At 59.9% G+C, this 19,597-nt stretch carries 15 protein-coding genes and 1 pseudogene; 12 read left to right on the forward strand and 4 right to left on the reverse strand.

What is annotated here, in order from left to right; genetic code table 11:
* Positions 1-1,150: 1,150 nt before the first annotated feature.
* A complete protein-coding gene (gene gbcA / locus ACI2KS_RS20735; RefSeq protein ID WP_404622871.1) occupies positions 1,151-2,449 on the reverse strand; it encodes a glycine-betaine demethylase subunit GbcA in 1,299 nt (432 codons plus the stop codon).
* 331 nt (positions 2,450-2,780) lie between these two features.
* On the opposite strand from gbcA, the gene gbcB reads away from it, so the two are divergent.
* On the forward strand, positions 2,781-3,881 hold the full coding sequence (gene gbcB, locus ACI2KS_RS20740; protein WP_404622872.1) for a glycine-betaine demethylase subunit GbcB: 1,101 nt from the start codon (positions 2,781-2,783) through the stop codon (positions 3,879-3,881).
* 181 nt (positions 3,882-4,062) lie between these two features.
* Here the strand turns inward: gbcB and ACI2KS_RS20745 are convergent, their stop codons facing one another.
* Positions 4,063-4,935 carry a methyl-accepting chemotaxis protein gene (locus ACI2KS_RS20745; RefSeq protein WP_404622993.1) on the reverse strand — a complete coding sequence of 291 codons (873 nt, stop codon included), beginning with the start codon at positions 4,933-4,935 and terminating at the stop codon, positions 4,063-4,065.
* Positions 4,918-5,688 (reverse strand): annotated as a pseudogene (locus ACI2KS_RS20750) (MCP four helix bundle domain-containing protein); the annotation flags it as partial. The pseudogene ACI2KS_RS20750 and the gene ACI2KS_RS20745, both read right to left, overlap by 18 nt.
* 314 nt (positions 5,689-6,002) lie before the next feature.
* Between ACI2KS_RS20750 and ACI2KS_RS20755 the strand changes: the two are divergent.
* Positions 6,003-6,236 (forward strand): hypothetical protein, encoded by a 234-nt coding sequence (locus tag ACI2KS_RS20755; protein WP_404622873.1) that lies wholly within the window; start codon positions 6,003-6,005, stop codon positions 6,234-6,236.
* Entirely contained in the window at positions 6,233-6,535 is a 303-nt protein-coding gene (locus ACI2KS_RS20760) for a cell division protein ZapA (RefSeq protein WP_404622874.1), read from the forward strand. Before ACI2KS_RS20755 ends, ACI2KS_RS20760 begins: the two co-directional genes overlap by 4 nt.
* A 231-nt stretch (positions 6,536-6,766) precedes the next feature.
* Here the strand turns inward: ACI2KS_RS20760 and ACI2KS_RS20765 are convergent, their stop codons facing one another.
* Positions 6,767-7,807, reverse strand: a complete 1,041-nt coding sequence (locus ACI2KS_RS20765; RefSeq protein ID WP_404622875.1) for a low specificity L-threonine aldolase — start codon at positions 7,805-7,807, stop codon at positions 6,767-6,769.
* Between the two features lie 99 nt (positions 7,808-7,906).
* Between ACI2KS_RS20765 and ACI2KS_RS20770 the strand changes: the two genes are divergently transcribed.
* The 9 genes from ACI2KS_RS20770 (at position 7,907) to fdhA (ending at position 19,476) form a co-directional block, all read left to right on the forward strand.
* Positions 7,907-8,650, forward strand: coding sequence for a TraX family protein (locus ACI2KS_RS20770; protein WP_404622876.1), 744 nt, complete (start codon positions 7,907-7,909; stop codon positions 8,648-8,650).
* Between the two features lie 228 nt (positions 8,651-8,878).
* Positions 8,879-10,096 (forward strand): alanine transaminase, encoded by a 1,218-nt coding sequence (alaC, locus tag ACI2KS_RS20775; protein WP_404622877.1) that lies wholly within the window; start codon positions 8,879-8,881, stop codon positions 10,094-10,096.
* Positions 10,097-10,391: 295 nt separating this feature from the next.
* Positions 10,392-11,645 carry a serine hydroxymethyltransferase gene (glyA, locus tag ACI2KS_RS20780; protein WP_404622878.1) on the forward strand — a complete coding sequence of 418 codons (1,254 nt, stop codon included), beginning with the start codon at positions 10,392-10,394 and terminating at the stop codon, positions 11,643-11,645.
* Positions 11,646-11,660: 15 nt separating this feature from the next.
* Positions 11,661-12,911: a sarcosine oxidase subunit beta family protein gene (locus ACI2KS_RS20785; protein ID WP_243244200.1), complete on the forward strand. Its 1,251-nt coding sequence runs from the start codon at positions 11,661-11,663 to the stop codon at positions 12,909-12,911.
* Positions 12,912-12,933: 22 nt separating this feature from the next.
* Positions 12,934-13,248: a sarcosine oxidase subunit delta gene (locus ACI2KS_RS20790; RefSeq protein WP_404622879.1), complete on the forward strand. Its 315-nt coding sequence runs from the start codon at positions 12,934-12,936 to the stop codon at positions 13,246-13,248.
* A complete protein-coding gene (locus ACI2KS_RS20795) occupies positions 13,245-16,265 on the forward strand; it encodes a sarcosine oxidase subunit alpha (RefSeq protein ID WP_404622880.1) in 3,021 nt (1,006 codons plus the stop codon). Before ACI2KS_RS20790 ends, ACI2KS_RS20795 begins: the two co-directional genes overlap by 4 nt.
* 156 nt (positions 16,266-16,421) lie before the next feature.
* On the forward strand, positions 16,422-17,054 hold the full coding sequence (locus tag ACI2KS_RS20800) for a sarcosine oxidase subunit gamma (RefSeq protein ID WP_404622881.1): 633 nt from the start codon (positions 16,422-16,424) through the stop codon (positions 17,052-17,054).
* A gap of 143 nt (positions 17,055-17,197) precedes the next feature.
* On the forward strand, positions 17,198-18,055 hold the full coding sequence (gene purU / locus ACI2KS_RS20805) for a formyltetrahydrofolate deformylase (protein WP_404622882.1): 858 nt from the start codon (positions 17,198-17,200) through the stop codon (positions 18,053-18,055).
* 221 nt (positions 18,056-18,276) lie between these two features.
* Positions 18,277-19,476 (forward strand): formaldehyde dehydrogenase, glutathione-independent, encoded by a 1,200-nt coding sequence (gene fdhA / locus ACI2KS_RS20810; protein WP_404622883.1) that lies wholly within the window; start codon positions 18,277-18,279, stop codon positions 19,474-19,476.
* Positions 19,477-19,597: the final 121 nt, after the last annotated feature.

The raw sequence follows: 19,597 nt of genomic DNA on the forward strand, positions 1-19,597 counted from the left end.
CACCTGCTCTATGACTTGGCGCGGGCCTGTTTCAGGCTCCAGGCGAAGAAAACGAGGCATCCGATCAACAGGGTGAACAGGCCAGAGCCGATCCTTTCGCCATTTTCATAACAGCCGGTGTCATTCTTCGTACGCAGATGCAAAAGCGCTTTTGATTCATCGATGGTACTAGGTCTGTAACTGACGATACCCAGCAATTCGCGCGGAAGGCTGGTGGGGCGTCCGCGTTGTTGTATTAGTCAAGCGTTCGCCCGCAGACAACTTCTTCTGAAAAAATCATCTTTGATTTCATGATTGACGTCCTGCGTCGGTGGGTTGGCTGCAAGCCTACTGATCAGGAATGGAGCTGAATGTCAGTCGCTTCCGATTTGTGGCCGATGAAATTTGCCCACATACCCACAATCCCTGTTAACCCACCTGTGGATAAGCTGTTCGGCCATTGACGCGAGCCACGTGATTCAAGGCTTACAAGCGTTTGTTTAAATAGTGATCAGCCTATCTAACGGTTTTTAAACGTTTTTTCTCCACAGAGAATGCTGAGCTCGTTCGAATTTGCCCACAATCTCTGTTAGCGCTTATGTGGATAAGTTGTTCGTCATCTGTTGTAAGCCTTGAAATACGTGGCTTGTAGAGGATTGATCAAATATTGATCAATTCAGGCTTTTTTTCTCGGATCTGTTTCTTAGCGGCCGGACTCTCTACCTCCGGCCTGTTTTTCCACAGGTGGTAGCCACAACGCAGCACTTGCCCACATTCTCTGTTGGCGGTTCTGTGGATAAGGTGTTTGTCATCCCCTGTAGCCCTTCAAATACGTGGCGTTCAAAGATTTGTTCAAAAAATGATCAGGCGCAATGCGATTATGACTATCTGAATAAGTCACGGTTTTTCTTGGTTTTTTGCACAGGTGCAAATTCGCTTTCCCACAATTGCAGTGGGTAGTGCTGTGGATAAGTTGTTTGTGGATGCAGGGACAGTGCGGCGGGGTTGGTATGGGACGGAGGTGATTGTTTTTTGAGCAGTGTATGCGGCGTTGGGCCAATCCTTGCAGCAGTCCGGCTTGCCGGCGGTGGGGTCCGAAATGACCACACCGCCGGCAAGCCGGACTGCTACCGGGAAATAGGGCGGTAGGGATATCGTCAACCGTTAGAACTTACTCGTGATTAACCGCCACGCCCTTCAGATACGGCGCGGGCTCGGCGCCCATGTTTTCTAGGAGCTTGGCGCTGTACCAGTCGATGAAGTTGACTACGCCGAACTCATAGGTCTGTGAATACGGACCTGGCTGATAAGCGATGGAGTTGATGCCGCGCTGGTTTTCTTCGGCCAGGCGACGGTCTTGGTCGTTGGTGGCGTCCCAGACCTCACGCAGGCGCGCGACGTCGTAGTCCACGCCTTCGACTGCATCCTTGTGCACCAGCCACTTGGTGGTAACCATGGTTTCCTGTGCGCTGATTGGCCACACGGTGAAGACGATCACGTGGTCGCCCATGCAGTGGTTCCAGGCGTGCGGCAGGTGCAGGATGCGCATCGAGCCCAGGTCCGGATTCTTGATGCGGCCCATCAGCTTTTTGCTGCCTTGCTGGCCGTCCATGGTCATCGACACGGTGCCTTTGAGCAGTGGCATACGCACGATGCGGTTACGCAGGCCGAAGCTGGCGTGTGCAAAGGGGATTTTTTCTGCTTCCCAGGCGGCGGCGGACGCAGCGACGTGGTCCTTGAAGGCCTGATCGGCGCGCGGGTCGGTGACGTCATCCCATTCGAGCAGGGTGTTGAGCAGCTCCGGGTGCGAGGCGTTGCAGTGGTAGCACTCGCGGTTATTTTCCAGCACCAGCTTCCAGTTGGCTTTTTCGATCAAGGTGGTTTGCACCGCCACCTTGGTGTTTTCCATGTCGTACGGTTCCATGTAGTGGTTCAGCGTTTGCAGGAATTCGTCGATGGCGGGCGGGTTGCTGGCCAGGCTGATGAAGATGTAACCGCCGGCAACCTTGCAATTCACAGGCTTGAGGCTGAACTGCTTCATGTCGAAGTCAGCGCCCATTTCGGTGCCGGCATACAACAGACGACCGTCAAGTTCGTAAGTCCACTGGTGGTAAGGGCACACCAGTTTGGCGACCTTGCCTTTTTCCTTGGTGCACAGACGCGAGCCGCGGTGACGGCAAACGTTGTGGAAGGCGTTGATCGAGCCGTCTGGCGCGCGCACCACCAGGATCGGGTTCTTGCCAATCTGCAGGGTCAGGAAGTTGCCCTTGGCCGGGATTTCGCAGGTCATGCCCGCTATCAGCCATTCTTTCTGAAAGATTTCCTGCATGTCGATTTCAAACAGCCGCTCATCGCTGTAGAAAGGCTGCGGCAGTGAGTAGGTGCGCTCACGGTTCTGCAGCATTTCAGCGGTGGCCTTGCGTGCGGGTTCCAGCGGATCGCCCAGGCTCAGAGTTGCGGTGACGTCCATCTTTGAAGTCCTCAGACCGCGATTTGAGCGGTCTACGAATGTGGCTAATACGGTTGGGTTGTATGTATTGGCACGCCAGGCGACGGTGTTTTCTGTCGCTCATGCTTCTGTGTCAGAAAGTCATAACGATTTAGCGGCGAGTGTGGAGCCGGGCGCGACGCGAACCTTATCCATGGGCGACATGGCCGAATCCGTTTCCGACTACGCAACCCTTATAGACAGGGCCTGGTCGCCATAAGTATGTGAATGTCGCTGATAGGTAAATAGGTGGCTCGTGCGTTACGCAGAATCGCCACCATAAGAGGCCGACCGTCGGCCGTGGAGAGTGAGTATGTCCCAGAGTTTCCTCAGCCCGGTCAACACCCAGACCTGGGCCAATGGCCGTCACCTGGTGCGGGTCGTCAAAGTGATCCAGGAAACCTGGGACGTACGCACCTTTTGCTTCATGGCCGACCAGCCGATTCTGTTCTTTTTCAAGCCAGGTCAGTTCGTCACCCTGGAGCTGGAAATCGAAGGCGTGCCGATCATGCGCTCCTACACCATTTCCAGCTCGCCGTCGGTGCCGTACAGCTTCTCGATCACGATCAAGCGGGTGCCGGGCGGCAAGGTTTCCAACTGGCTGCATGACACATTGCATGAAGGCCAGGAGCTGGCGGTCCATGGACCGGTGGGTCTGTTCAACGCCATCGATTTCCCTAACCCGAAGATCCTCTACCTCAGCGGCGGTGTCGGCATTACCCCGGTCATGTCCATGGCGCGCTGGTATTACGACACCAACGCCAACGTCGACATGGTCTTCGTCCACAGCTCGCGCTCGCCCAAGGACATCATCTATCACCGTGAACTGGAGCAGATGGCGTCGCGCATCAATAACTTCGCCTTGCACATCGTCTGTGAAAAGCACGGTCTGGGCGAGCCATGGGCCGGCTATCGCGGTTATCTGAACCAGAAGATGCTGGAGCTGATGGCCCCGGATTTCATGGAGCGCGAAGTCTTCTGCTGCGGCCCGACGCCGTACATGAATGCCGTCAAGCGCCTGCTCGAAGCCAATGGCTTCAACATGGCGCAGTACCACGAAGAATCCTTTGGCGCGACACCGCCTGAAGCCCGCGCTGACGCGGTGGAGCACGCCGAACAGGCGGCCGATGCGCCGGAAATCGACGTCGCCGAGCTGCATCAGGTGGAGTTCACCGATACCGGCAAAAGCATTCGCGTGGGCCCCGGCGAAACCGTGCATGCGGCCGCTGCCAAGCTCGGCCTGATGATCCCCAAGGCATGCGGTATGGGCATCTGCGGTACCTGCAAGGTCATGAAGCTGAGCGGGGAAGTGGAGATGGAGCACAACGGCGGCATCACCGATGACGACGTCGAAGAAGGCTACATCCTGTCGTGCTGCAGCGTGCCGAAGGGCGATGTGCGGATCGAATATTGACGGGCAGCAGCATGGCTTGCCGGTGGTAGCGATTCAAAAACGCCACCGGCGGCAAACCGGACCAAGACTTGTGGGGAGCCGGCTAGCTGGCGGATGTACTGGATCAGTCACCATCAAAGTGTCTGACCTGACGCATTCGCCAGCAAGCCGGCTCCCCCAGTGGCCAGGTATGAGGCCCTGTTTACAACCTGAAACGCGCAACCATTCCGTTCAAGTCCACTGCCAGGCGCGAGAGTTCGTTGCTTGCGGCGCTGGTCTGGTTGGCGCCGGTGGCCGACTGGGTCGACAGGTCGCGGATGTTGACGAGATTGCGGTCCACTTCACGGGCCACTTGCGCCTGTTCTTCGGCGGCGCTTGCGATCACCAGGTTGCGCTCGTTGATTTCCACCACAGCATTGTTAATGGTATCCAGCGCAAGGCCTGCGCCCTTGGCGATGTTCAAGGTTGATTCAGCGCGATCGGTGCTGCTGCGCATCGAGTTCACGGCCTGTTCGGTGCCGCCCTGGATGCTGCCGATCATGCGTTCGATTTCGCTGGTCGATTGCTGGGTGCGATGAGCCAGTGCGCGAACCTCGTCGGCGACCACGGCGAATCCGCGACCGGCTTCACCGGCGCGGGCTGCTTCGATGGCGGCGTTGAGTGCCAGCAGGTTGGTCTGGTCGGCCAGCCCACGGATGACGTCCAGCACCTTGCCGATGTCACGGGATTCGTCGGCCAGGTTGCCGATCAGCGTGGCCGTGCTCTGAACATCACCGCTCATGCGCTCGATGGCGCCCACGGTTTCCTGGACTAGGTCGCGACCATCGCTGGCCGAGGTGGTGGCGTTCTTCGAGGCTTCGGATGTGCTGACGGCGTTGCGCGCCACTTCTTCCACGGCACTGGTCATTTCATTGACCGCAGTGGCCGCCTGCTCGATTTCGTTGTTCTGTTGTGCCAGGCCACGCGCGCTTTCTTCAGTGACGGCGTTGAGCTCTTCAGCGGCGGAAGCAAGCTGGGTCGCCGAACCGGAAATGCGTTGCAGGGTGTCGCGCAATTTGGACTGCATCTTGAGCATGGCAGCCAACAGGCGCCCGGCTTCGTCGGAACCGTCGACGGAAATGGTGCGGGTCAGGTCGCCTTCGGCAATTTCTTCGGCAGCATTGAGCGCAGAAGCGATCGGGCGAGTGATGCTGTTGGTCAGCAGCCAGGCGAACAGCAGCGTCAGGACGGTGGCAACAATCAGCAGCGTGACGACCATGTTGATGGCGCTCGAATACTGATCGGACGCCATTTTGTTGGTGTCCTTGAGTTGCTGAGTGTTGATTTCCACCAGCTTGCCCAACACCACGTTCATCTGGTCAGAGTTGGTCTGCAGGTCGGCACTGAGCAGGGTCGTCAGTTCGTCAAGCTTGTTGGCGTTGCTCAGGGACTTCATGCGCTCCTCGAGCTGGCGATAGTCGTTGAGCAATTTCACGTACTGATCATAGGCGGCCTGTTCTTCCGGCGCGGAGATCAGCTTGACGTAAATCGTCCGTGCTTCTTCGATCTGCCGGTTGCGCATGGCCAGCAGTTCAATGGTTTTCTGCTGGGTGTCGGCGTCGCGATTGAGCATCAGCCGATAGGACAATACGCGCAGACGGATGCTCGCCTCGGTCAGCTTATCCAGGGACTTGATGCTCGGCATGCTGTTGGTGGCCATGACCTCAGTGGCATCGTTGATCTTGCTCATTTGCGAAAGGGCAAAGATGCCGAGGGCCAGCATCAGCACGCCAATGATGGAAAATCCGAGAAAAGCGCGGGGCGCGATGTTGATATTGCGGAGGGACATGACGGTTCCTGAGAAAGCCGCGATCCATGCGAGAAGAGGAGATTTGAAGGAGATGCATGGCTTATCGGTCGCGCAGACACAGACTTGAAGCCTTTGGTCCGTTCTGTGCGCTTATGTCGCAGGGCCGTGATCTGACGAACAGCAGGAACAAGACGGCCAAAACGCAGTCAATGGGGACCCGATGCGTTTGCGGGATTGAAGTGAAAGATGTGATTTGCGGTCGGTGTAGCGGCGTAAAAGCCCTGATTTCACTGGTAGCCGAAGTGACTTTTCTTTATCGTACGCGCCCTTTGAAATTTGCCTGAGAAATCAAAATGTTGGAAGCATCCCTAAGCCAGTTGGAAAAACTCGTCAGTGACCTGGTGCAACAGAATCAGGAGCTGCAGAACACGAACACGCAGCTCGCCGAAGAGTTGAAACAAGCCCGGGATGACAACGACAGTCTGCAGCTGAGCTTGCTGGAGCAGGAAGAGAAGCAAGGCGCCACCGCTGCTCGCATTCAGGCGCTGGTTGATCGTGCAACCAGCGTCAGTGCGGTCAGCGCATGATCACCGACCGCGACGACGCCAAGGTCATTTCCATTCTCGGCAACGATTACACGATCAAGGCGCCTGCTGGCCAGGAACAGACCTTGATGGACGCCGTGGTCATGCTCAAGTCCGCGTTGTCGGAAACCAAGCGCACTTACCCGAGCCTGATCGGCGACCGCCTGCTGGTCCTGGCAGCGCTGAATCTGTGCTCGAAGCAAATCGAGCTCAAGCAGCAGCATGCCCAGCAACTGAGCCGTTATGAAGACAAGGTCAGCGCAACGGTCGAGGTGATTGAAAAGGTGATTGCGCAGGGGTGATGGTCTTGCCGCCGAGCATGTATGGGCGGCGGCTTGACCTTGACTACTGCCGAAGGCGTGGGTCCGCCGGGGGGCGCTCCACCTTGCCGACGATCTGCCGGGCACCGGCAGCAAAGCCGGCCAGTGCGGTGGTTCAGATGCAAAACGTTGTCCGGTTTTACGACTGCTGCGCAGTCGATCGCCGACAAGTCAGGCTCCCACGGCCTCCGGCCAGAAGCGGATTGCGAAGACTTACGCCCCCATCACCAACCGAATATCGGCCGCCAGCTCACGCACGCGGGCTTCCTCGGTATCCCACGAGCACATGAAGCGTGCACCGCCGCTGCCGATGAAGGTGTAGAAACGCCAGCCTCTGGCGGTCAGCGCCGCGATGGCCGCTTCCGAAAGCTGCAGAAACACGCCGTTGGCCTGCACCGGGAACATCAATTCAACCCCTGGAATGTCGCTTACCAGTTGTGCAAGCAACTGCGCGCAGCTGTTGGCGTGGCGGGCGTGTTTGAGCCAGGCGTCGTTTTCCAGCAGGCCGACCCAGGGCGCGGATAGAAAGCGCATTTTCGAGGCCAGTTGGCCTGCCTGTTTGCAGCGATAGTCGAAGTCTTCAGCCAGCTTGTGGTTGAAGAACAGAATCGCCTCGCCCACCGCCATGCCATTCTTGGTACCGCCGAAGCACAGGACATCGACGCCGGCTTTCCAGGTCAACTCAGCCGGCGTGCAGCCCAGATACGCGCAGGCGTTGGCAAAGCGTGCGCCGTCCATGTGCAGGTTCAGGCCCAGTTCCTTGCAGGTATCGCTGATGGCCTTGAGCTCATCAGGCAGGTACACGCTGCCGACTTCCGTGGCCTGGGTCAGGGTCACGACGCGTGGTTTGGGGTAGTGAATGTCGGCACGTTTGAGCGCCACTTCGCGGATCGATTCGGGGGTCAGCTTGCCGTTTTCGCTGCGGGCAGTCAGCAGCTTGGAGCCGTTCGAGAAAAATTCCGGTGCGCCGCATTCGTCGGTTTCGACGTGGGCGGTTTCGGAGCAGATGACACTGTGATAACTCTGGCACAACGATGACAGCGCCAGCGAGTTGGCCGCCGTGCCGTTGAAGGCGAAGAACACTTCACAGTCGGTTTCGAACAGCTGACGGAATTGATCGGCCGCGCGTGCTGTCCATTGGTCGTCGCCATAGGCGCGCTGATGGCCGTGGTTGGCTTGTTCCATGGCGGCCCAGGCTTCCGGGCAGATTCCCGAATAGTTATCGCTGGCAAACTGCTGGCTTTGGTCTGTCATGGCCGGTTCCCTGTAATCGAAGGCTGCGACTGTAACCAAGATTCAGTGGTTTGGTCATGCATTCTTGCGTCAGAAAATTCAGCAAATCAGTGGAGCCAGATGAGCCAGGCACATTCGACCCTACCACCCCGGCGTGATCGCGCGTTGGACCTGCTCAAGTGGCTGGCGATGCTGAGTATGGTGCTCGATCACCTGCGCTATGTCGGTTGGTCTGCCGATTGGCTATACGTGCCGGGGCGCTTTGCGTTCGCCTGGTTTTGCCTGGCCATTGCGGTGAATGTCGGGCGCGGTATTGCACGCGCCGAACAGCCTCGGGTGGACTGGAAATATCTGACGTGGCTCCTGGTGTTTTCGGTGCTCGCCGAGTTTCCCTATCGTCTCTACATGGCCGGTGAAGTCACCACGCTCAACGTGCTGCCGACTCTGGCGCTGGGCTTATTGGTGGCGCAGGGCGCGGTCGGCCGCTCACTACCGGTTCGGGTCGCGGGCGTGCTGGCGTTGGGCGTCGGAGTCGCCGCTAGCCAGCAATTGATGTTCGGCGCCTATGGCGTGCTGCTGCCGACCGCCTGCCTGCTGGTGCTGCGCCGCTCGCTATGGCTGGCGGTAGTGCCGGGGGTGGTATGCCTTTTGAGCAACGAATGGCCGAAGATCATCGACGGCATGCTCTGGGGCGATCCGATTTCCATCGGTGCGCTGATCACCTGTCTGTTGGGGCCGTGGCTTGGATTGGCCTTGTTGCGCTGGCGCCCGGCGTTCAGTGTCTGGCCGATGCGGCGCTGGGCGTACCTTATTTATCCGCTGCATTTTCTCGTGTTGTTCGGGCTACGTCGCCTCTTGGCCTGACGCGCTCTCTGTAGGAGTGAGCTTGCTCGCGATCGCTCCCGTCAGGTACTCATGAATCGACTGATACAGCGCATCGCGAGCAAGCTCACGCCTACAGGAGATCCGAGGGCATTGGTCCGAAGATCTCTGTAGACAAACCGCCTTCGGCGCCATTATCTTGCGCACAGGCCACCGCAGTGGCCAGCGTCGCTCGGACGGTTCCGGGCGCTTACGTCTTCAGAGGCCACCATGGCAGACCAAGGTTCGCCGCGCCGTTTCGCGCGGATCGATCGACTCCCTCCTTACGTGTTCAACATCACTGCCGAGCTGAAAATGGCCGCTCGTCGTCGTGGTGAGGACATCATCGACCTGAGCATGGGCAACCCCGATGGGGCAACGCCGCCGCATATCGTCGAGAAACTGGTCACTGTCGCCCAACGTGAAGACACTCATGGCTACTCGACTTCGCGTGGCATCCCGCGTCTGCGTCGGGCGATTTCCAGCTGGTACAAGAAGCGTTACGAGGTCGATATCGACCCGGAAACCGAAGCCATTGTCACCATCGGCTCTAAAGAGGGCCTGGCGCACCTGATGCTTGCCACCCTCGATCAGGGCGACACAGTGCTGGTGCCCAATCCCAGCTATCCGATTCACATCTACGGCGCTGTCATCGCGGGTGCACAGGTACGCTCCGTGCCGCTGGTGCCGGGCGTGGATTTCTTCGCCGAGCTTGAAAAAGCCATCCGTGGCTCGATTCCCAAGCCGAAGATGATGATCCTGGGCTTCCCGTCCAACCCTACCGCCCAATGCGTCGAACTGGATTTCTTCGAACGGGTTGTCGCCCTGGCCAAGCAATATGACGTGCTGGTGGTCCACGACCTGGCCTACGCCGACATCGTCTACGACGGCTGGAAAGCCCCGTCGATCATGCAGGTGCCGGGCGCCAAGGACATCGCGGTGGAGTTTTTCACCTTGTCCAAGAGCTACAACATGGCCGGCTGGCGAATTGGTTTCATGGTCGGCAACCCGGAACTGGTCAATGCCCTGGCGCGGATCAAGAGTTACCACGACTATGGCACCTTCACCCCGCTGCAAGTGGCGGCCATCGCGGCGCTCGAAGGCGACCAGCAATGCGTGCTCGACATTGCCGAGCAGTATCGCCAGCGCCGCAACGTGCTGGTAAAGGGCCTGCATGAACTGGGCTGGATGGTCGAAAATCCGAAAGCGTCGATGTACGTCTGGGCCAAGATTCCTGAAGCCTACGCCCACATGGGCTCGCTGGAGTTCGCCAAGAAGCTGCTGCTTGAGGCCAAGGTCTGTGTCTCGCCGGGTGTCGGTTTTGGCGAGTATGGCGACGATCACGTGCGTTTTGCCCTGATCGAAAACCAGGACCGGATTCGTCAGGCGGTGCGCGGGATTCGCGGCATGTTCAGGGCCGACGGCCAGTTGCCTGCAAAATCTGTCTGATTGCGACATCCGCTACCCCGAAATCCCCGGCCTCGACCGGGGATTTTTGTTTCTGCACTCTCGCTTCTGCCCGGACTCCCACGGCCTGCGGCCAGAATCAGCAGCCTGCCGCGCCATTCTCTTCTGTCATGCAGTGCCCATTACCGGCTCCCCGTAAACCCATGTCGTAAACGCACCTTTGTGTGGCGTGCGTAGGCATCTAGCCAGTCTGCGTCGGCCATACCATCGCTTCCAAAGGGCAGTCCACAAGCCCTATCGATCATTCAGGCGCCGCGCCGCCGCTGGGAGAACCGCGATGTTCAGCAAGCAAGACCAGATCCAGGGTTATGACGACGCACTGTTGGCAGCGATGAATGCCGAAGAGCAGCGTCAGGAAGATCACATCGAGCTGATCGCCTCGGAGAACTACACCAGCAAGCGCGTGATGCAGGCCCAGGGCAGCGGCCTGACCAACAAATACGCCGAAGGCTATCCGGGCAAGCGTTACTACGGCGGCTGCGAGCACGTCGACAAGGTCGAGCAACTGGCCATCGACCGCGCCAAACAGCTTTTCGGTGCCGATTACGCCAACGTTCAGCCGCACTCCGGCAGCCAGGCCAACGCCGCGGTCTATCTGGCGCTGCTGCAAGCGGGCGACACCGTACTGGGCATGAGCCTGGCACACGGCGGTCACCTGACCCACGGCGCCAAGGTCAGCTTCTCCGGCAAACTCTACAACGCTGTTCAATATGGTATCGACACCACCACCGGCCTGATCGATTACGACGAAGTCGAGCGTCTGGCGGTCGAGCACAAACCGAAAATGATCATTGCCGGGTTCTCGGCCTACTCGAAAACCCTGGATTTCCCTCGTTTTCGGGAAATCGCCGACAAGGTTGGCGCCTATCTGTTCGTCGACATGGCTCACGTGGCGGGTCTGGTCGCAGCGGGCTTGTACCCTAATCCGCTGCCGTACGCCGATGTGGTCACCACCACCACCCACAAGACCCTGCGTGGTCCCCGTGGCGGTCTGATCCTGGCCAGGGCCAACGAAGAACTGGAAAAGAAATTCAACTCCGCGGTATTCCCCGGGGGCCAGGGCGGGCCGCTGATGCATGTGATCGCCGCCAAGGCCGTGTGCTTCAAAGAGGCAATGGAGCCAGGCTTCAAGGCCTATCAACAGCAGGTGATCGACAACGCCCAGGCCATGGCGCAGGTGTTTATCGACCGCGGCTTCGACGTCGTTTCCGGCGGCACCGACAACCATTTGTTCCTCGTCAGCCTGATCCGTCAGGGCCTGACCGGCAAGGATGCCGACGCCGCTCTGGGTCGTGCGCACATCACCGTGAACAAGAACTCGGTGCCAAACGATCCACAGTCGCCGTTCGTCACCTCGGGCCTGCGTATCGGCACCCCGGCCGTGACCACCCGCGGCTTCAAAGTGACCCAATGCATCACGCTGGCTGGCTGGATCTGCGACATTCTCGACAACCTCGGCGATGCCGATGTCGAGGCCAATGTGGCCGGTCAGGTTGCCGCGCTGTGTGCCGATTTCCCGGTTTACCGCTGAGTCAGGAGTAGCACCATGCAGCATTACTCAGGCTTCGGCCTTTTCAAACACTCCCTCAGCCACCATGAAAACTGGCAGCGCATGTGGCGCACGCCGACCCCTAAAAAGGTCTACGACGTTGTGATCGTTGGTGGCGGCGGTCATGGGCTGGCGACGGCCTACTACCTGGCCAAGGAGCACGGCATCACCAATGTGGCCGTGGTCGAGAAGGGCTGGTTGGGCGGCGGCAACACCGCGCGCAACACCACTATCGTGCGTTCCAACTATCTGTGGGACGAGTCCGCGCACCTGTATGAGCACGCAATGAAGCTGTGGGAAGGCCTGTCTCAGGACCTCAACTACAACGTCATGTTCTCCCAGCGCGGCGTCTACAACCTGTGCCACACGCTGCAGGACATGCGTGATTCGGAGCGCCGGGTCAGCGCCAACCGCCTGAACGGCGTGGATGGCGAGCTGCTCAACGGCAAGCAAGTGGCCGACGAGATTCCGTACCTGGACTGCTCGAAGAACACCCGTTACCCGATCATCGGCGCGACCGTGCAACGTCGCGGCGGTGTCGCGCGTCACGATGCCGTGGCCTGGGGCTTCGCTCGTGCTGCCGACGCTTTGGGCGTAGACCTGATTCAACAGACCGAAGTCACCGGCTTTCGCAAGGAAAACGGCGTGTGCATCGGCGTTGAAACCAATAAGGGCTTCATCGGTGCCAAGCGCGTCGGTGTGGTGACGGCCGGTAACTCTGGCCACATGGCCAAGCTCGCGGGCTTCCGCCTGCCGATCGAGTCTCACCCGCTGCAAGCGCTGGTGTCCGAGCCGATCAAGCCGATCATCGACAGCGTGATCATGTCCAACGCCGTGCACGGCTACATCAGTCAGTCCGACAAGGGCGACCTGGTGATCGGCGCCGGCATCGACGGCTGGGTTGGCTACGGTCAGCGCGGTTCGTACCCGGTCATCGAGCACACCATTCAGGCCATCGTCGAGATGTTCCCGGTGTTGTCGCGCGTACGCATGAACCGTCAGTGGGGCGGCATCGTCGACACCACGCCGGACGCCTGCCCGATCATCTCCAAGACCCCTGTGCCGAACATGTTCTTCAACTGCGGTTGGGGTACGGGCGGCTTCAAGGCGACGCCGGGCTCGGGTAACGTGTTTGCCGCAAGCCTGGCCAAGGGCGAAATGCACCCGCTGGCCAAACCTTTCTCCATTGATCGTTTCCACAACGGTGCGCTCATCGATGAGCACGGCGCCGCTGCGGTAGCTCACTAACCACTAACAGGAGAGTTTTCCTATGTTGCACATCTTCTGTCCTCACTGTGGCGAACTGCGCTCCGAAGAGGAATTCCACGCCTCCGGTCAGGCTCACATCCCGCGTCCGCTGGACCCGGCTGCCTGCACCGACGAGCAGTGGGGCGACTACATGTTTTTCCGCGACAACCCCCGCGGCCTGCACCACGAACTGTGGATTCACGCCGCCGGTTGCCGTCAGTACTTCAACGCCACGCGTGACACCGTGACTTATGAAATTCTCGAAACCTATCCGATTGGCACCAAGCCACAGTTCGTTAACAAGGTTCCGGCAGTCGGTAAGGGAGACAAGGTATGAGCCAGTCCAATCGTCTGCCCAACGGCGGCCGCATCGACCGCAGCAAGGTCCTGAATTTCAGCTTCAATGGCCAGACCTACCAAGGCTTTGAAGGCGACACCCTGGCCGCAGCCCTGCTGGCCAACGGCGTCGATATCATTGGCCGCAGCTTCAAGTACTCGCGTCCTCGCGGCATTTTTGCAGCAGGGTCCGAAGAGCCGAACGCGGTGCTGCAGATCGGTGCCACCGAAGCCACGCAGATCCCCAACGTGCGCGCCACGCAGCAAGCGCTGTACTCGGGTCTGGTCGCCACCAGCACCAACGGCTGGCCGAGTGTGAATACCGACATGATGGGGATTCTCGGCAAGGTCGGCGGCAAGCTGATGCCGCCGGGTTTCTACTACAAAACCTTCATGTACCCGCAATCGTTCTGGATGACTTACGAGAAGTACATCCGCAAGGCCGCAGGGCTGGGTCGCTCGCCGACTGAAAACGATCCGGACACCTACGACAACATGAACCAGCACTGCGATGTGCTGGTGGTGGGCGCCGGCCCCGCTGGCCTCGCTGCTGCACTGGCTGCAGCGCGCAGCGGCGCGCGGGTGATCGTGGCCGACGAACAGGAAGAGTTTGGCGGCAGTCTGCTTGATTCCCGTGAGAGCCTGGACGGCAAGCCAGCAGCCGAGTGGGTAGCCACTGTGGTTGCCGAGTTGAAGGGGCTGGCCAACGTCGTTCTGTTGCCGCGCGCCACGGTCAACGGTTACCACGACCACAACTTCCTGACCATCCACGAGCGTCTGACCGATCATCTGGGCGACCGCGCGCCAATCGGTCAGGTGCGTCAGCGCATGCACCGCGTTCGCGCCAAGCGTGTCGTGCTGGCGAGCGGCACACACGAGCGCCCGCTGGTCTACGGCAACAACGACGTGCCGGGCAACATGCTCGCTGGTGCAGTCTCCACTTACGTCCGCCGTTATGGCGTGGCGCCGGGCAAGAAGCTGGTGCTGTCGACCAACAACGATTACGCCTACCGCGTTGCACTGGACTGGCTCGATGCCGGTCTGCAAGTGGTCGCGGTAGCCGATGCACGCCACAATCCACGCGGCGCGCTGGTTGAAGAAGCGCGCGCCAAAGGCATCCGCATTCTCACCGGCAGCGCCGTGGTCGAAGCACGTGGCAGCAAGCGCGTCAGTGGCGCCCGGGTTGCCGCCATCGACGTCAAGGCGCACAAGGTCACCAGCCCAGGCGAGTGGCTTGATTGCGACCTGGTCGCCAGCTCCGGTGGCTACAGCCCGATCGTTCACCTGGCCTCCCACTTGGGCGGCAAGCCGGTCTGGCGTGAGGACATTCTCGGTTTCGTACCGGGCGAAGCACCGCAGAAGCGTGTGTGCGTCGGCGGTGTGAACGGTGTCTATGGGTTGGGCGACAGCCTGGCCGATGGCTTTGAGGGCGGTGTGCGCGCAGCCAGCGAAGCCGGTTTCCAGCTGGTCGAGGGTGTCATGCCCAAGGCCCTGAGCCGTGCCGAGGAACCGACACTGGCGTTGTTCCAGGTGCCCCACGAGAAGGGTACTTCCCGCGCGCCGAAACAATTCGTCGACCTGCAGAACGATGTCACCGCCGCCGCCATCGAACTGGCGACCCGCGAAGGTTTCGAGTCGGTCGAGCACGTCAAACGCTACACCGCTTTGGGCTTCGGCACCGATCAGGGCAAGCTGGGCAACGTCAATGGACTGGCCATCGCGGCCCGCTCGCTGAACGTGACCATTCCCGAGATGGGCACCACCATGTTCCGCCCCAACTACACGCCGGTCACGTTCGGCGCGGTCGCAGGGCGTCACTGCGGTCACATCTTCGAGCCTGTGCGCTTCACCGCGCTGCATGCCTGGCACATCAAGAACGCTGCCGAGTTCGAAGACGTCGGTCAGTGGAAACGGCCGTGGTACTTCCCCAAAGCCGGTGAAGACATCCATGCCGCCGTGCGTCGCGAATGCAAGGCGGTACGTGACAGCGTCGGCCTGCTGGACGCGTCTACCCTGGGCAAGATCGACATTCAGGGCCCGGATGCGCGTGAGTTCCTCAACCGCATCTACACCAACGCCTGGACCAAGCTGGATGTGGGCAAGGCCCGTTACGGCCTGATGTGTAAAGAAGACGGCATGGTTTTCGACGACGGCGTGACTGCCTGTGTCGCCGACAACCACTTCATCATGACCACCACCACGGGCGGCGCTGCACGCGTGCTGCAATGGCTGGAAATCTACCAGCAGACCGAATGGCCGGACCTGAAGGTGTACTTCACCTCCGTCACCGACCACTACGCGACCCTGACCCTGTCGGGCCCGAACAGCCGCAAGCTGCTCGGCGAAGTGACCGACATCGACCTGGGCCGTGAAGCATTCCCGTTCATGACCTGGAAAGAGGGTCTGGTCGGCGGCGTACCGGCGCGGGTGTTCCGGATTTCCTTCACCGGTGAGCTTTCCTACGAAGTGAATATCCAGGCCGACTACGCCATGGGTGTCCTGGAAAAAATCGCCGAGGCTGGCAAGAAGTACAACCTGACCCCGTACGGCACCGAGACCATGCACGTACTGCGCGCCGAGAAGGGCTTCATCATCGTCGGGCAAGACACCGACGGCTCGATGACCCCGGACGACCTGAACATGGGCTGGTGTGTCGGTCGCACCAAGCCGTTCTCCTGGCTCGGTCAGCGCGGCATGAATCGCGAAGACTGCGTGCGTGATCAGCGCAAGCAACTGGTTGGCCTCAAGCCGATCGATCCGAACAAGTGGCTGCCCGAAGGCGCACAGCTGGTGTTCGACCCTAAACAGTCGATCCCGATGACCATGGTCGGTCACGTGACATCCAGCTATGCAGCGAACTCGCTGGGCTACTCGTTCGCCATGGGTGTGGTCAAGGGCGGTCTGAAGCGCATGGGTGAGCGTGTGTTCTCGCCGCAAGCCGATGGCAGTGTGATCGAGGCGCAAATCGTGTCCTCGGTGTTCTTCGATCCGAAGGGTGACCGGCAGAACGTGGAGTAAGCCTCTGGGTTTGCTGATTTCTCTGTAGGAGTGAGCTTGCTCGCGATAGCGTCAGACCAGGCATACATGTGCTGACTGACATACTGCAATCGCGAGCAAGCTCACTCCCATAGGGGCCATGTTCACTGTTACAACAGAATTCAACACAGGTGCTCTATGACCACAGCCAACGTTTACCAACAGCGGCCCACGACCGACGTCAAAGTCGAGTCGCCTCTGTTTCATGCCGACCTGAAAAGCCTGGTCGGCAAAGGCCGCACCAACCCGGGTGTGGTGCTGCGCGAGAAAAAACTGCTGGGTCACCTGACCATTCGTGGCAACGGTCACGACGCGGCGTTCGCTGCCGGCGTGCACAAGGCGCTGGGCATGGAACTGCCGGGCGCACTGGCAGTGGTTTTTAGCGGTGCAAGCTCGATCCAGTGGCTGGGCCCGGATGAATGGCTGCTGATCGTGCCGGGCGGCGAAGAATTCGCCGTCGAGCAGAAGCTGCGCGAAGCACTGGATGGGTTGCACATCGCGATCGTCAACGTCAGCGGCGGTCAATCGCTGTTGGAGCTGACCGGCCCGAAAGTTCGGGAACTGCTGATGAAGTCCACCAGCTACGATGTGCATCCGAGCAATTTCCCGGTGGGCAAAGCCATCGGTACCGTGTTCGCCAAGTCGCAACTGGTGATCCGTCGTACCGGCGAAGAGACCTGGGAACTGGTCATTCGCCGCAGCTTCTCCGATTACTGGTGGTTGTGGCTGCAGGATGCGAGTGCGGAGTACGGCCTCGGGATTGCCGCCTGAGCCGTTGTGAAAGTCTGTTGACGTGATCGTTCCCACGCCCTGCGTGGGGACGTTGCCCTTGACGCTGCGCGTCATTGTGATGGACGCGCAGCGTCCTGAACTGCATTCCCACGCAGAGCGTGGGAACGATCAGAGGAAGATCCATGAGCCGCGCCCCCGATACCTGGATTCTGACCGCCGACTGCCCCAGCGTGCTGGGCACGGTGGACGCGGTCACCCGCTACCTGTTCGAGCAGGGTTGTTATGTCACCGAGCACCATTCGTTCGATGACCGGCTGTCCAGCCGCTTCTTCATTCGTGTCGAATTCCGTCAGCCCGATGGCTTCGATGAGACGTCTTTTCGCGCAGGCTTGAGTGAACCCGGTGAAGCGTTTGGCATGATCTTCGAACTGACCGCGCCGAACTACCGGCCGAAAGTGGTGATCATGGTCTCCAAGGCCGATCACTGTCTCAACGACCTGCTTTACCGCCAGCGCATCAACCAACTGTCCATGGACGTGGTCGCCGTGGTGTCCAATCACCCCGATCTCGAACCTTTGGCGCGCTGGCACGAGATTCCCTACTACCATTTCCCTCTCGATCCCAACGACAAGCCTTCGCAAGAGGCCAAGGTCTGGCAGGTGATCGAAGAGTCCGGCGCCGAGCTGGTGGTTCTTGCCCGCTACATGCAGGTGTTGTCGCCCGAGCTGTGCCGCAAGCTGGACGGCAAGGCGATCAATATCCACCACTCGCTGCTGCCGGGGTTCAAGGGTGCCAAGCCGTACCACCAGGCCTATAACAAGGGCGTGAAACTGGTCGGCGCAACCGCGCATTACATCAACAACGATCTGGACGAGGGTCCGATCATCGCCCAGGGCGTCGAGGCGGTGGATCACAGTCACTATCCCGAGGATTTGATCGCCAAGGGTCGCGACATCGAGGGCCTGACCCTGGCGCGTGCGGTGGGTTATCACATCGAACGGCGTGTGTTCCTCAACGCCAATCGCACAGTGGTGCTGTAAGGACGGATCGTTTCGCGGTATCGCGAGCAAGCTCACTCCTACAGTGATCGCGCGCCCCTGTAGGAGTGAGCTTGCTCGCGAAGAAGGATTCACAAACGACGCAACATCAAGGATGGAAAACGAAATACCCCAGAGCAATCGGTGCGTTGCCGCAACACCCACGCAACGCATAACTCCGCTACACAGCTGCATCCATAAAAACAATTCAGCGAGGTGAAAGCATGTCTGGTAATCGTGGTGTGGTGTATCTCGGCGCAGGTCAGGTCGAAGTACGCAAGATTGACTATCCCAAAATGCAGGACCCGCGCGGCAAGAAGATCGAGCACGGGGTCATTCTGCGCGTGGTATCCACCAACATCTGCGGTTCGGACCAACACATGGTGCGCGGTCGCACCACTGCCCAGGTCGGCCTGGTCCTGGGGCACGAAATCACCGGTGAAGTCATCGAGATGGGCTCCGGCGTCGAGAATCTCAAGATCGGCGATCTGGTGTCGGTTCCGTTCAACGTCGCCTGTGGGCTTTGCCGTTCGTGCAAAGAGCAGCACACCGGCGTTTGCCTGACCGTCAACCCAGGGCGTCCCGGTGGCGCCTATGGCTATGTCGACATGGGCGACTGGACCGGCGGCCAGGCCGAATACGTGCTGGTACCGTACGCCGACTTCAACCTGCTCAAACTGCCTGATCGCGACAAGGCGATGGAAAAGATCCGCGACCTGACCTGCCTCTCGGACATCCTGCCGACCGGTTACCACGGCGCAGTGACCGCCGGTGTCGGTCCGGGCAGCTCGGTGTATATCGCCGGTGCCGGCCCGGTCGGTCTGGCGGCGGCGGCTTCGGCGCGTCTGCTCGGTGCTGCGGTGGTCATCGTTGGCGACGTGAACCCCGTGCGTCTGGCCCACGCCAAGGCACAGGGTTTTGAAATCGCCGACCTGTCCACGGACACCCCTTTGCACGAACAGATCGCCGCTCTGCTGGGCGAGCCTGAAGTGGATTGCGCTGTCGACGCTGTCGGCTTCGAAGCGCGCGGTCATGGCCACGCGGGCGTCAAGGCCGAAGCCCCTGCGACCGTGCTCAACTCTTTGATGGGTGTGGTGCGGGTAGCGGGCAAGATCGGTATCCCCGGTCTGTACGTCACCGAAGACCCGGGCGCTGTCGATGCCGCGGCGAAAATGGGCAGCCTGAGCATTCGTTTTGGCCTGGGTTGGGCGAAATCCCATAGTTTCCACACCGGCCAGACGCCAGTCATGAAGTACAACCGTCAATTGATGCAAGCCATCATGTGGGATCGCATCAACATTGCCGACGTCGTCGGCGTGGAAGTCATCAGCCTCGACGATGCACCGCGAGGTTACGGTGAGTTTGATGCGGGTGTACCGAAGAAATTCGTGATCGATCCACACAAGCTATTCAGCGCCGCGTAAGCCGGCCAACCGCAACGGCGGGCGATCTTCGGGTCGCCCGTTTTCATTTCTTCTGGTGCAACTCCAGATGAGGCGCAGGTGCGGGGCAGGCCTTCATGCTGCTCAGCATCCAGTGCGGTGA

It is taken from the genome of Pseudomonas sp. NPDC087358 (assembly GCF_044900785.1).
Taxonomy (GTDB): domain Bacteria; phylum Pseudomonadota; class Gammaproteobacteria; order Pseudomonadales; family Pseudomonadaceae; genus Aquipseudomonas.

Bases quoted from the DNA above. Each gene is read 5' to 3' on its own strand.
- gbcA (WP_404622871.1), bottom strand. From the start codon at position 2,449: ATGGACGTCACCGCAACTCTGAGCCTGGGCGATCCGCTGGAACCCGCA.
- gbcB (WP_404622872.1), top strand. From the start codon at position 2,781: ATGTCCCAGAGTTTCCTCAGCCCGGTCAACACCCAGACCTGGGCCAAT.
- ACI2KS_RS20745 (WP_404622993.1), bottom strand. From the start codon at position 4,935: ATGCTCAAGATGCAGTCCAAATTGCGCGACACCCTGCAACGCATTTCC.
- ACI2KS_RS20755 (WP_404622873.1), top strand. From the start codon at position 6,003: ATGTTGGAAGCATCCCTAAGCCAGTTGGAAAAACTCGTCAGTGACCTG.
- ACI2KS_RS20760 (WP_404622874.1), top strand. From the start codon at position 6,233: ATGATCACCGACCGCGACGACGCCAAGGTCATTTCCATTCTCGGCAAC.
- ACI2KS_RS20765 (WP_404622875.1), bottom strand. From the start codon at position 7,807: ATGACAGACCAAAGCCAGCAGTTTGCCAGCGATAACTATTCGGGAATC.
- ACI2KS_RS20770 (WP_404622876.1), top strand. From the start codon at position 7,907: ATGAGCCAGGCACATTCGACCCTACCACCCCGGCGTGATCGCGCGTTG.
- alaC (WP_404622877.1), top strand. From the start codon at position 8,879: ATGGCAGACCAAGGTTCGCCGCGCCGTTTCGCGCGGATCGATCGACTC.
- glyA (WP_404622878.1), top strand. From the start codon at position 10,392: ATGTTCAGCAAGCAAGACCAGATCCAGGGTTATGACGACGCACTGTTG.
- ACI2KS_RS20785 (WP_243244200.1), top strand. From the start codon at position 11,661: ATGCAGCATTACTCAGGCTTCGGCCTTTTCAAACACTCCCTCAGCCAC.
- ACI2KS_RS20790 (WP_404622879.1), top strand. From the start codon at position 12,934: ATGTTGCACATCTTCTGTCCTCACTGTGGCGAACTGCGCTCCGAAGAG.
- ACI2KS_RS20795 (WP_404622880.1), top strand. From the start codon at position 13,245: ATGAGCCAGTCCAATCGTCTGCCCAACGGCGGCCGCATCGACCGCAGC.
- ACI2KS_RS20800 (WP_404622881.1), top strand. From the start codon at position 16,422: ATGACCACAGCCAACGTTTACCAACAGCGGCCCACGACCGACGTCAAA.
- purU (WP_404622882.1), top strand. From the start codon at position 17,198: ATGAGCCGCGCCCCCGATACCTGGATTCTGACCGCCGACTGCCCCAGC.
- fdhA (WP_404622883.1), top strand. From the start codon at position 18,277: ATGTCTGGTAATCGTGGTGTGGTGTATCTCGGCGCAGGTCAGGTCGAA.